This is a genomic window from Acidobacteriota bacterium (assembly GCA_016700075.1).
GTDB lineage: Bacteria > Acidobacteriota > Blastocatellia > Pyrinomonadales > Pyrinomonadaceae > OLB17.
Genome location: CP065000.1, coordinates 3,223,821 through 3,236,960, shown reverse-complemented (window position 1 = coordinate 3,236,960; position 13,140 = coordinate 3,223,821). Strand labels below are relative to the sequence as shown.

Sequence of the window (13,140 nt, the reverse complement as noted above, 5' to 3'; positions counted from 1 at the left end):
CATCTTTTCCTTATGTTGCAAAAACTTGTTTCGCTCACGCTTCTGCTTATTTTGGCTTCTTCAGGCATCGCGATCCAGACCGCGGAAACCTACGACGTCGTCATCATAAACGGCCGCATCGTTGACGGCACCGGTAACCCTTGGTTCAACGGTTCGGTCGCGATTCGGGACGGCCGCATCGCCGCTGTCGGCCGATTCGATCAAACAAAAGCGAAACAGGTGATCGATGCAAAAGGCCAGATCGTCGCCCCCGGATTCATCGACGTTCATGCCCACACAGAAGATATCTATGAATATCCACAGGCCGAGAATTTCATCCGAATGGGCGTCACCACGCTCATCACAGGTAATTGCGGCACTTCTGTTACAAACGTCGGCGATTTCCTCGACCGCATAAAGAAGGATCCGCTGGCGATAAATATCTCGACGCTGATCGGCCACAATTCGGTTCGCTCGCGAGTGATGGAGCTTGAGAACCGAGCTCCGACCGCCGAAGAGCAGCAGAAAATGAATGAACTCGTCGAACGCGGGATGCGTGAAGGTGCCGTCGGCTTCGCGACAGGCCTGATATACGTTCCCGGGACCTATTCGGAAACTCCTGAGGTGGTCGAACTTGCAAAAGCGGCATCAAAATACGGAGGCATTTACGCCAGCCATATTCGCGACGAAGGCACGGGCGTTGTCGATGCGATCAACGAAGCAATCGGTATCGGTGAGGCGGCAAGAATGCCGGTGCAGATCTCGCATTTCAAGATCTCTGCTAAGTCGCTCTGGGGCAAAAGCCCGATGACACTCGATCTCGTAGCGGACGCCCGCCGTCGAGGATTGAACGTAACGATCGATCAATACGCATATCCTGCATCGTCAACCTCACTCGATGCACGTCTACCCACTTGGGCTATAGCAGGAGGTCGCGAGGAAGGCAAAAAACGCATCGGCGTCCCCGAAACGCGCGAAAAGATACGCGAATCTATGAAACGCGGCCTCGCAGAACGCGGTTTTGCAGATTACGCATTTGCCTACGTTGCTAATTACCGAACGAATCCCGAACTTAACGGCAAGAATATCGCCCAGATAACGAAGGCCGTTCGTAATTCCGATTCGCTTGACGATCAGATCGATCAGATATTTGAGATGTACAACGCAGGCGGGGCGCAGATGGTATATCAGGTAATGAGCGAGGAAGACGTCCAAACAATTATGAAGGCGCCGTTCACAATGTTCGCGTCAGACAGCGGCGTGCGGCAGTTCGGTTCCGGCGTCCCGCATCCTCGCGGCTACGGCAACAATGCACGCTTTCTCGGCCGCTACGTCCGCGAGATGAAAATTCTCGGCCTGGAAGACGCCATCCGCAAAATGACCTCGCTTCCCGCGAACACTTTCGGCTTCCGCGACCGCGGCCAGATACGCGAGGGCTTTGTCGCCGATATTGTTATTATTGACGATAAGACCGTGGGCGACAAAGCGACATTCGAAAACCCGCATCAGTATGCGGTCGGTTTTTCAAATGTGATCGTGAACGGAAAGGTCGTTTTCGACGGCACAAAAATGACAGGAACAATGTCCGGCCAAAGCATTCGCGGGCCGGGCTATCGGCCGCCGGTCGAAACGGACCCTTCACGTCCGTGAGCCTCGACTTTGAAAACGCCGCCGTCGGGCTCTGCTGAAAAGCTCATTATCCCGCCGCCCGAAGGATGCGGAAATTCGAGTTTCCACGCGTGCAGGCAAAGACGCTCGAATTCACGCCCGCCGCGTTTCACATCGCCGACTATCGGATGTCCAATCGCCTCGCAATGGATCCGCAGTTGATTCGTGCGGCCCGTGATCGGCTCCATTTCGATCAGCGTGGTATCTGCACGTCGTTCGATGACCCAGAACCTCGACTTTGAATATTTCCCGTCTGCCTTAACACTCCAATGTTTCAGTTCATCGTAACGGCCTATCGGTGCGACGATATCGCCTTCGTTCTCTTCAACGATTCCCTCAACCAAGGCGAGATAACGTTTAGTAACTCGCTTTTTCATAAAATGCCCCGCTAGGATCCGATGTGAACGCGCATTCTTTGCGACAACAATGAGCCCTGAAGTGTCTTTGTCCAGACGGTGTATGAGCCCCGGACGTACGGCCGAACGATCGGGCGACGATCCCGCATTCAGATGGTGAACGATCGCATTCAGCAGCGTTCCGCTGTTCTCACGGTGCGAAGGATGGACCAGCATTCCGGCGGGCTTATTCACAACAATCAGATCCGTGTCTTCGAAAACTATCTCTAGGGCGATCTTTTCAGGACGCATCGATCTTCCGCGTGTTTCGTCCAGCGTTATCTCTACGAAATCGCCCGCTCGCAGCCTTCTGCCGATATTTTCGTGAATTCCGTTCACCTCGCAGCCGCCGTCGCGAATGGTGTGACGCAGATACATCTTGCTGAAAAGAGGCAGTTTATCGAGCAGATAGTCCTCCAACCGGTACTTTTTGTACTCAGGCTCGACAACAAACTCGTATCTGCAGAACATACTCAAAGTTTACCGCTCAAAACAAACATATGCCCGTTGAGATTCGTGATTCGCGGGCAATCATCCTACAATATTGTAGGAATACGATACGATATGCCTGACCGCTTCAGAACGCTAGGAATGACCGCGAACAAGCTCGCTTCCCTTTCCGGCGTCCGTGAATGCGGCGAAGCCGTCGTTGCAGGCATTGAAGAATCTCTTTCTCCATCATTCGTTTTCCTCGCCGCGCCGCGTGAAGATACCGCCATCGCCGAAGTGATAGCAAGCTTCGGTCTTGCCGCCGCTGACTTTCGCCGTTTGGAATCGCGGCTTTCCAAGAGTTCCCTGTGGTCGATGATCTCCAGACCGCAGCCTCTTGTGATCGACGAGCTCCGAACGGACGCACGGCTCGATTTTCTTGCATTTTCGACACGGGCCGGCAAATTGGCGGCCGTACCTGTGATATTTCGCGGGAACTGTGCAGGAATGCTTGCGTGCGGGCTTGGCGACAAACAGGACGCCAACGAAGGCATCGTCATCGAAACGCTCGATGCATTCGCGTCGCTTTTTGCCCATTCACTCCGCGTCGAGCATGCAGCAGGCCAAGAACGGCTCAAACTCGCTGAAGAGAATAGACGCCTGAAACATGAGATGCGAGAACGTTTTGCCGTCGAGACAATTGTCGGAACATCAGCACCGATGCGCGGCGTGCTCGATCAGATCGCGAACGTCGCACGCTCGAATATATCTGTTCTGCTCCGGGGTGAGCATGGTACGGGCAAAGACCTCGCCGCCAAGGCCATTCACTTCTCGAGCCTTCGCTCCAATCGATCGTTCGTCAAACTCGATACTGCGACCACCGCCTCACATAATGGCGGGCGCGATCTTCTTGCACCTGCCGACGGCGGCACGCTGTTCATCGAAGACATAGCTGAATTGCCTGACGAGATGCAGGCCACACTGCTCGCTATAATCGAAACGCCGCGTTCAGTGAGAAGCGAGCTTTCGACCGAACGGCTGCCGAATCTTCGCGTCATTGCCGCGACCGACCGTGATGCCGAAGATCCAATCGAAACGCCGCTGCTTGCACGTCTGTCGAATTTCACCATCACGCTGCCGCCGCTCCGCGACCGCGGTTCGGATGTGCTGCTTTTGGCGGAATATTTTGTTTCGAAATATCAGAAGAAGCTAGACAAGAACATTTTGCGGATCTCGACACCGGCGATCGATATGCTAACGGCTTATCACTTTCCGGGAAATGTCCGCGAGCTTGAGAACGTGATCGAAAAGGCGGTCGCCGTTTGTGACGGCAACGTTATCCACGGCCGCCATCTGCCGCCGACTTTGCAAACAGCCGAAGAAAGCGGAACTGAGGCCAATGTCACGCTCGCATCAGCCATTGCCGCATTTGAAAAGGACCTCATACAGGACGCTTTGAAATCTACACGCGGCAACATTGCGCGTGCGGCAGCGATGCTCGATTCCACAGAACGCATTCTCGGCTATAAGATAAAGAAATACGCCATCGACGCTAGGCGTTTTAAAAGATGACCGCAGACGGCCACATCATCGATTCCCTGCCGGACGCCGAAGCGGCCAGGCGCTTCCTCGAACGCCTCGAATCCGAAAAACCTTCGCAATACAAAAAGCTTTCGGCAAATGAGCCGCTTTTTGCCGACGTTTCGGCGATCGCGGCATTCTCGCCGCTGCTTGCAACGACCGTGCTTCAGCATCCGGAATACATAACCTGGCTCGACCGCGAACGGAAAAATACGGCTGTTCGCAGCAAGGAAGAATTGCTGGAATCATTGGCCCGCTTCGCTCTGACCAATTCGCAGCTCGACCCGCAGACGCTCTATTCACGCTTTCGACGCCGCGAACTGCTCCGCATTTTCCTTCGCGACATTCGCGGCCTGGCGACCATTGCAGAGATCACTGAAGAGATATCAAACCTTGCCGACGCCATCCTCGAGGCGGCATTGGATCTCGCTCTGAATGAGGCAGACAGCCGTTTTGGAATGCCGCGGGAAACCGATGAAAAGGGCCGCGTGCTGCGTTCGACCGTCTGCATCGCCGCGTTGGGCAAGCTGGGTTCGCGCGAACTTAATTACGCGTCGGATATCGATCTGGTGTTTTTCTATTCCAACGAAGGGACGACCGCCGGCGGCAGCCGCGGCAGCGTGACGAACCGAGAATATTTTGGAAAGCTCGCCGAATTGACGACGAAAATGGTCAGCGGTTCCGGCAGCGAAGGAGCATATCGTGTTGACCTTCGACTGCGGCCGCACGGGACGATGGGGCCGCTCGCGATGTCATTAGCCGACACCATTCGATACTACGAAACAGAGGCGCGGCCGTGGGAACGCCAGGTATTGATCCGTTCGCGTTCATCAGCGGGCGACGGTGAACTCTTTCGTAGGTTTTTCACATCGGTCGAGGACCTTGTTTTTGTCGCCGGTCAAAGCGTAGGCGAAGCGCTCGAGAACGTCCGCCTTTCAAAAGAACGGATCGACGCGGAATCAGACTCTACACGCGGCTATAACGTAAAACTCGGCCGCGGCGGCATTCGCGAGATCGAGTTCATTGCTCAGGCTTTGCAGCTGGCGTACGGCGGTGACGATAAATGGCTGCGAACGCCGCACACGCTGATCAGCCTCGCACGCCTTGTGGAACGCGGCCACATCACGTCGACAGAACATTCCGAACTTGCCGCCGCCTACACCTTTCTGCGTCAGCTCGAACACATCCTGCAGATGGAGAACGGCCTGCAAACACACGTCGTGCCCGACGACAGTGATAAACAGCGAGTTATCTCGGATCGAATGACGTTCGCAATGTCCGAGCCGCTTCAGCCTTTCCTCGAACAGCATACAGCGAATGTAAAACGCATTTTCGACCGCGTCCTTGGCTCAGCCGAAACGGCAAATATAGCATCACAGCCAGCGTATACGCCGGTAAAAATGGCCGCTGCCAATGACTTGATCCTTTCTGAAAGTCCATCCGCGGCGTTGCTCCGAGAAAATGCACCGTTCTTTGCCGACTATTTCACATCGCTCGGAATGCCGGATCGCGGCGAGGCGGATTCGCCAGCGACAGTCCCCAATGACTACGCTGTAAGTTTGGCAAATGCCGTTCGGGAAGCGCGAACGTCCCATGAACGCCTGACCCGTCTCCGCTCGGTCTGGAATGAGTATGTTTATGACGTCGTCCTTTCAGAATGCCGCGGCGACGTCGACATTGCAGAGGTAAAACGCCGCCTAACGCTACTCGCCGAAGCATCGATCGACGCCGCGCTGCTTGTCGCTGAGATCGAATTAAGACATCGCGGCCTGCCGACTGAGCCCGCATGCGATATTGCGGTTTTGGCACTTGGCAAACTTGGCGGCCGCGGAATGGACCATCATTCCGATCTTGATATTGTCCTGGTCTTTGAACATGGCAGCTACGAAGAACACGCAAAAGCGGTCGAGATCTTTGTTAACGCTCTTTCAGCGATGACCCGCAACGGCCGCATGTATCGCGTCGATCTGCGGCTGCGGCCTTACGGCAGCAAAGGCCTGATCGCGTTGCCGGCCGAGGCCTTTCTGGAATACTTGGAAACCAAGGCGGAGATCTGGGAATATCTCGCATTCGTTAAACTTCGCTCTGCCGGCGGCAGCCGCAAACTTGGCGAGTCGGTGGAACAGCGTGCCCGCGAGATAATTCACCGCAAAGCACTCGAATGCGATCCCGAAGAGCTCCGCAGCGAGACCCTTCGCATTCGCAAAGCACTCGAATCGCGTGCCCGCACACGCCGTAAGGACGAGATCGACATCAAATACGGCGAAGGCGGCCTGCTCGATGTATATTTCGCAACGCGGTATCTGCAGCTTCGCTACAACATCCCCGACACCGGCGACGACCGCTCTACCGGCCACATCATCGACCGCCTGATCAGCGAAATTCCCGACGATTCAGGCGTATCCCGTGAAGCCCTCGAAACCCTCCGCCGCGGACACACAACACTTTCAGCGATCGACCACGAACTGCGTCTGACTATTGGGAGAACTACGGGTGTACCTCCGGCTACAGATACCCGCAATTACCATAATTCCCTATTTTCAAGATTTGAGATTCGAACGGCTTTTGAGCGATTGATTGTGGAATCTTAAATCGCCTGCGACCTACTATTAGTTACTTGTCATGGTTGGATAAATCTGTTAGCGTAACGGCGTTGCATTAACAAAAGAGTTGAAGAGGTTAAAAGCTATGAGAAAAATCTATTCGTTCATTCTTGTTTTGTCTCTGGTTAGCTTTACGACTCCACCTTTCTTGGCACAGGATGACGAGCCCCTGACAAATGATTCAATCATCATTTTAACCCAGGCAGGCATTGAGAAATCCGTTATCATCAGTAAGATCCGTTCTTCTAAAACTTCATTTGACCTTTCGACCGACGCATTAGTTAGGCTAAAACAAGCTGGCGTTGATGACGCGGTGCTCGCGGCGATGTTTCCTAGTCAACCTGGTGTCTCCCCTGGTGGGAAGGTGGCAGAGTCAAGGGTGTTGACAATTTCTGATGGCACTGAGGTCGAGGTCCAACTCAAGAACAATTTGAGCGGTGAAGAAGCTAAGATCGGCGACATCGTTGATTTAACCGTTGTACGGGATGTCGAGATTGACGGTATTGTAGTTGCCGCAAAGGGAGCAAATGCTACCGCTCGAATTACCAACGCGAAAAAAGCCGGACGCTGGGGACGAACCGGCAAGCTGGAATGGGCTATGCAGGAACTTCAATTAGTCGACGGATCGCGAATCCCCATGCGATTCTCTAGGACACTAGAAGGCGGGAGCAGCGCCGGATCGGTAGCGGTTGCTACGGTGTTGACAACGGTATTGTTGGGGCCTGTCGGCCTTTTATGGGGGCTCAAAAAGGGTAAAGCAGCAATCATTCCTGCAGGAACGAAATTCTCTGTTTATACAGACGGAGATTCGAAAGTATCTGTGCGTGCCCAAAATGCTGACTAAACTTTGATTCCGTTGTGTCTATGATATTTCATTGATCACCACCATCGCCCGCATTTAGGTCAATATTTAAGGCCTACAAATCCTAGGTAATGCTCGCTGAAAAGTTGAGGATTCGGTTGCCCGTCTGTTTGCTTCGAAGGCGATTCAATTTGCTATACTCTAGCTGCCGATTTCCAATCCAAATGAAAGACCACAAACTTCTCTTTGTCTCGCTATTTATTGTTCTCCTTAATATCGCAAATCCGGTTTTCGCCGAAACCGAACCGACGTTCGATTTTTACGCGCGCGGGCCGTATCGCGAGAACGTACCGCGGCCGCAGAAGATATTGCGTTACGACGTAGGCGAGCACCATACAACGTACGGTCAGATGGAACAGGTGATCTTTGCGATAGCAAAGGCTGCGCCTGAACGCGTCAAGATCTACGAGATAGGCCTAACCAACGAGCATCGGATGCAGTACCTGATCGCGATATCTTCGCCGGAGAACATGGCACGTATCGACGATATCCGCGAACAGAACGCGAGGCTCGCCGATCCACGGCGAACAACGGCTGCAGAAGCAGCGGCCATTGCCGAACGCAACCCTTCCATCGCATGGATGGCGTACACGATACACGGCAACGAGTCATCCTCGTTCGAGGCGTTCATGCAGGTCGTCTATCAGCTAGCCGCATCCGACGAGCCTGCTACGCTGGATATTCTGAAGAACAATGTCGTGCTCGTGCTCGCGGGCGAAAATCCCGACGGCCACGAGCGTTTCGCTACATGGTATAACTCCGTCGCGATCGGCGACGCGAACCGCTTCGCCATCGAACACCGCGAACCGTGGTCGGTTTGGGGCCGCGTTAATCACTACCGTTTTAACCTCAATCGCGACACGCTTGCATTCACGCAAAAAGAATCGCGGAACATGCAGCGGGCCTATCTGGAATGGAATCCGCAGCTTGCCGTCGATCATCACGGCCAGCCGTCGCAATATTTTTTCCCGCCTGTCGCATTGCCGATCAATCCAAATCTGCCGCAGCCGCAGTACAACAAATGGCTCGACATTTACGGCCGTGCAAATGCTGCCGCGTTTGACCGGCAGAATTGGGACTATTACGTCCGCGATATTTTCGATGCGTTCTATCCCGGCTATTGGGATATGTATCCGTCGCTGAACGGAGCCTCCGGCATGACCTATGAAACGGACGGCGGCGGCTTCAAGGGTCTGAACTGGACCCGCGACGATGGCACGATCGTTACCTTCAGATCGTCGATCGCGAAACATTACGTCGCGTCAATGACCACGCTCGAAACGAACGGAAAATTTAAGACCGACCGCATTAAGGATTTCTACGATTTCCGCTCGCGTGCTATGGCCGAACATACACGTTCGCCCCTCAAACGGGTCATAATCGACCCCACGAGCGACCGAGTGAAGGCCGCTGAAATGATCGAAGTTCTTCGGCTTTCAAAGGCCGAAGTAAAGGTCGCGACCGAGCCTTTCATATCGCCGGCCGCACGAACATATCTCGAAAAGAACGCCCGGCCCGCCTCGCGTCGTTTCCCTGCCGGTACCTACGTTATTGACCTCGACCAGCCGCAGCGTGTCTATCTGAAAGCGGTCCTTGAGCAGGACACTCCGCAGGATAAAGCGTTCGTCGAGGACAACATGGCTCGTTTCCGCCGCAATCAGATGCGCGGCAAAGGCCAACCAAAAGAGGAGTACGGATTCTACGATATTACCGCTTGGTCGATGCCGCTCTCATTCGGCATCGATGCATGGTGGTCCGACGAAACGGGTTCGTTCCCGTCGCGAATGGTCGATGACACTTACGTCGAAGCACAAAAACGCGGCGGCGTTTCCGGCCGTGCCTCGATCGCGTACGTCATTCCTTACGAGACCGACGCTGCTTCGGCGATGGTGCTGCGTCTGATGCAAAAGGGCTACAAGGTCGCCGTCGCAACGCGTCGCCTGAACGCCGGGGGTCGCAACTGGAACGCAGGCACTTTCGTCCTGCGCGTTTCCCGGAATCCGAACTCGGTTCACGACACGATCGCACAATTCTCGCGTGAGATGGGCGTAAATGTCGTCGCTGTCAATTCAGGTTACTCTGACGAGGGCGATACCAGCGTCGGCGGTGAGAACGTTATTTCGCTGGTGCAGCCGAAGATCGTCGTCGCGGCGGACGAAGGCGTCCGACAGGAGTCTTTCGGTTCGATCTGGTGGACGTTCGATAAATACGGTATTAAGTTCACGCCGATGGCGTTCTCGTCGATACGCGGCGGAGCGTTGCGCGGCTTCAATGTCCTCATTTTGCCCGACGGCCAGCCCGGCCAATATATGCGTCAGCTGGGAGCTCAGGGCGTCAGCACGCTGAAAGATTTCGCCGCGAACAGCGGCACCATAATCACGATCAGCGGCTCTTCGGTCTTTGCCGCTCTGAAAGACGTTGCTCTGACCTCGACAAAACTCGTCGGCAGTGAGGATGACGATCAGAAACCGAAAGACACAGGCACCGCGAAGACAGAACAGCCCGCCGCGACGCCCGAGCCGATCACCGGCCAACCCGTCGATCGTTATGAATGGATCGCTCCGGGCCTACCGCCTATTGCGTCGCCGTCAGCCGATGCCAACAAGGTCCCTGAACCGCTGCCCGGTGCGATGTTCCGAGCGACTGTCGACCGCACGACATATCTGACATACGGCTTAGAACGCAACGAATTGCCGGTTCTTCTGGCCAGCGGTTATTTCTTTAGGTATTCAAAAGAAGGCACGAACGCTTTCGTTTTTGACGAAAAGCAGAAAACACCGCTGACCGTCTCCGGCTTTGTCTGGGAAGGAAATACGGAACGCCTGCTGTCCGGCACGTCGTATATCATCGGTGAGAAAATGGGCGGCGGCCAGATAGTGCTTTTCGCCGAAGATCCTTTCTACCGCGGTATGACCCGTGCGGCGACACGGCCGTTCTTTAACGCGATTGCGTTCAACGGAATTTTTTAAACGGGATCAACCGGGATCTTCAGACTTCCAAGACCTACCGGAGTGCAATGACTTAGACTCTTTATGTTTACTATAAAAGCGGGTTTCACTGACGACATCGAGATTCGGGCCGAAGGTGCCCGCGTTCGCGAATTTTTCCTTGATCTGCAGAATTTTGCCGAGCTTATGCCTGGAGTCGATTCGATCCGGATGGATAAGGACGGCGTTGCACATTGGCGGGTTGCGGCTGAGATTCCCGTTGTGGGAAAGATGGAGCAGAACTTCGCCGTAAAGCTTGAAGAGAGCAGCGAGGACCGCATCGAATGGGGACCGGTGAATATCGAATCCGGCAATCTGCTGCGGTTTTCCGCCGATTTTCAGTATCCAGAACCGGGAGTCACTAGAATGCGTTTTACCGAACACGTCGAACTGCGCCGCGAAAAGGCACGAGAACTTCACTTTCTCGCCGGCGTGGCGGGCGAAGCCCTGATAAGCGCCGAAATGACCAAAAGCGTTTCCGCCATGATCCGCGTCTTCATGGAAAAAGCTAAAAATAAATTGGAAGGAAATTAACCCTCTGAACACAGGGATCTTTTGGGAAGCAAACTTCTTGTTCCGCGGATTTCGTGAGTTTCGCGGGAACTCGCTACGTTATCGCCCCGCCGTCAACGATCACTATCTCGCCGCTCATGAAGCTGTTCCGGTCCGAACACATAAAGGCGGCGAATTCCGCTAGTTCTTTCGGGTCGCCCTTGCGGCCTTTAGGTACCCAAAAATCGTGCATTTGAATTAACCTGTCCGGCAATGAGTGGCCGAGGTCGGTGTCAAAGATGCCGGCGGCGATGGCGTTCACCGAGATCCCGAAATTCGCCGCTTCGCGCGAAAGGCATTTCGTAAAGCCTATCATCGCTGCCTTTGACGTCGCGTAGTGAACCGAAGTTGGAAGGCTGCGTATTGCACCGACCGACGTGATATTCAGGATATGCCCGTGGCGTTCGCGGAGCATCTGTTTGTAGAAAGGCTTCGTAACCGCGAACAGGCTGTTCACGTTCGTATCGACGACCCAATCCCAAGACTTGTCGGTGGTGGTGGCGAAATTGTCAGGTTTGTTCACCGCGGCGTTGTTGACCAAGATCTGTATCGGCCCCCAGGCGTCCTTTATCTCACGGGCGACATGCTTCATACCGTAGCGGTCTGTTACCGACACCTTGAAACTCAACGCTCGGCGGCCGTGCGCCTCGATCTTCGACTCGACTTCTTTCGCCAGGTCTTCGCTGGAATGATAATTGAACGCCACATCCGCACCTTCGCGTGCGAATATCTCGCAGATCGCCGCTCCGATGCCCCGTGTCCCGCCCGATACGAACGCACGTTTTCCTTCGAGTAAAAGACTCAAGTTAACTCACCTCTGCCGACACTTATAGTGTTCGAAAATACCAAATGACAAGGTTAATAGATGCGGTTGTTGCTGACAAGCAGCGGTGTGAATTAAGCGGCGGCAGCGGCGTCCGCATGTTGGGCCTTTGGAATCAGCGCTTCAATTTCCCGAATGATCTGCTCTGTAGAATCGGGCATCGTCAGCCCCTCGGTCGCATCACACATTCGCGAATACTTGCCATTGTCCGCAAGCAGTTCGCGAATTATCGGCACTATCTCTGAAGGCTTTTTCAGCAGTATTCCTGCTCCTTTTCGAGACAGAAGATCGACGGTGCCGGCTTCCTGCGGCATCGGCGGCGTCGTTGTGTCTGCGATGATCGGCAAACGGCATGCAAGAGCCTCGAAGGTCGTCAGGCCGCCGAGTTTCGACACCATGACGTTGGCGGACTGCATCAATTTCTCGATGTCGTCTGAGTAACCGATGACCTTAACTGGAAACTTCGCAGACCTCGCGATCTCCTCGGCCTCAGCTCGCAATTCCTCGTTCTTGCCGGCGAGAAAGATCGCCTGCACGTCGAGTTCGCCGCGGACAAGCTCGCGAAATATTTTCGGAATATTGCCGCCGCCGACCCAGCCCGCGTTCACAAAAACGGTAAATTTATCCGGATCCAGTCCGAAGGTTTGGCGGGCCGCCTGGGCGTCCTTTTCATCGGCGACGCGGAATTTCGGATTCACCGGCATTCCTGAGATCTTGATCTTCTCAGGCGAGACGCCGTAATCGACAAGCTGCCGCTTTGCGTCCTCGTTCGCTACGAGATACAGCGAAACATCGTCGCAAGCCCAGCCCTTCCAAAATCCGTAACATGGATCGGTGACTACGGTAACGAGCGGTATCTGGCCTGCGAGGTTGAGTTCGCGAAGTATTCGCCCGAAAATGTGCTGCGTCAGCGGATGAACGCTGACGACGATGTGCGGGCACCATTTTTCGAATTGTTCTCGAACAAAACCGATACAGCGTTTATGAAAAATTTCCCGCGTTTCGGGGCGTATCTTATTGACGGCCCAGTAAAGATACTTCATCCAACCCTGCCTGTGACGAAGCATCCAGTTATAGACCGCGACGAGTTTTTCAGTGACGTGATGCGATTCCTCGACGGCCTTTACGATCCGAACGGCCGCCGATTCACCCTTCCAAAAGCGGTCAAGCCCGTCCGCGATCGCCTGCGCGGCACTGCGATGCCCGCCGCCCGTATCGGAAGAGATAATGAGGACCTTTGGAGTGTTCGGCTGCATTAAAG

9 protein-coding genes are annotated in these 13,140 nt (G+C 54.5%); 6 read left to right on the top strand and 3 right to left on the bottom strand.

The features are described 5' to 3' along the window. Positions 1-12 precede the first annotated feature (12 nt). A complete protein-coding gene (locus IPM50_14670) occupies positions 13-1,629 on the top strand; it encodes a D-aminoacylase (protein QQS32877.1) in 1,617 nt (538 codons plus the stop codon). On the opposite strand, the gene IPM50_14665 is transcribed toward IPM50_14670, so the two are convergent. Then, on the bottom strand, positions 1,590-2,513 hold the full coding sequence (locus IPM50_14665) for an RluA family pseudouridine synthase (protein QQS32876.1): 924 nt from the start codon (positions 2,511-2,513) through the stop codon (positions 1,590-1,592). The genes IPM50_14670 and IPM50_14665 overlap by 40 nt on opposite strands. Before the next feature lie 93 nt (positions 2,514-2,606). Here IPM50_14665 and IPM50_14660 point away from each other — a divergent pair, with 93 nt between their 5' ends. The 5 genes from IPM50_14660 (at position 2,607) to IPM50_14640 (ending at position 11,038) form a co-directional block, all read left to right on the top strand. Then, positions 2,607-4,043 carry a sigma-54-dependent Fis family transcriptional regulator gene (locus IPM50_14660; protein ID QQS32875.1) on the top strand — a complete coding sequence of 479 codons (1,437 nt, stop codon included), beginning with the start codon at positions 2,607-2,609 and terminating at the stop codon, positions 4,041-4,043. Beyond that, positions 4,040-6,643, top strand: coding sequence for a hypothetical protein (locus tag IPM50_14655; GenBank protein QQS32874.1), 2,604 nt, complete (start codon positions 4,040-4,042; stop codon positions 6,641-6,643). Before IPM50_14660 ends, IPM50_14655 begins: the two co-directional genes overlap by 4 nt. 97 nt (positions 6,644-6,740) lie before the next feature. Then, positions 6,741-7,499 (top strand): hypothetical protein, encoded by a 759-nt coding sequence (locus IPM50_14650; GenBank protein QQS32873.1) that lies wholly within the window; start codon positions 6,741-6,743, stop codon positions 7,497-7,499. A 182-nt stretch (positions 7,500-7,681) separates the two neighbouring features. Continuing rightward, positions 7,682-10,486, top strand: coding sequence for a hypothetical protein (locus tag IPM50_14645; protein QQS32872.1), 2,805 nt, complete (start codon positions 7,682-7,684; stop codon positions 10,484-10,486). Positions 10,487-10,549: 63 nt separating this feature from the next. Then, a complete protein-coding gene (locus IPM50_14640) occupies positions 10,550-11,038 on the top strand; it encodes an SRPBCC family protein (protein ID QQS32871.1) in 489 nt (162 codons plus the stop codon). A 73-nt stretch (positions 11,039-11,111) separates the two neighbouring features. On the opposite strand, the gene IPM50_14635 is transcribed toward IPM50_14640, so the two are convergent. Continuing rightward, positions 11,112-11,861, bottom strand: coding sequence for an SDR family oxidoreductase (locus IPM50_14635; GenBank protein ID QQS32870.1), 750 nt, complete (start codon positions 11,859-11,861; stop codon positions 11,112-11,114). Positions 11,862-11,953: 92 nt separating this feature from the next. Further along, positions 11,954-13,135: a glycosyltransferase gene (locus IPM50_14630; GenBank protein QQS32869.1), complete on the bottom strand. Its 1,182-nt coding sequence runs from the start codon at positions 13,133-13,135 to the stop codon at positions 11,954-11,956. Between the last annotated feature and the right edge of the window lie 5 nt (positions 13,136-13,140).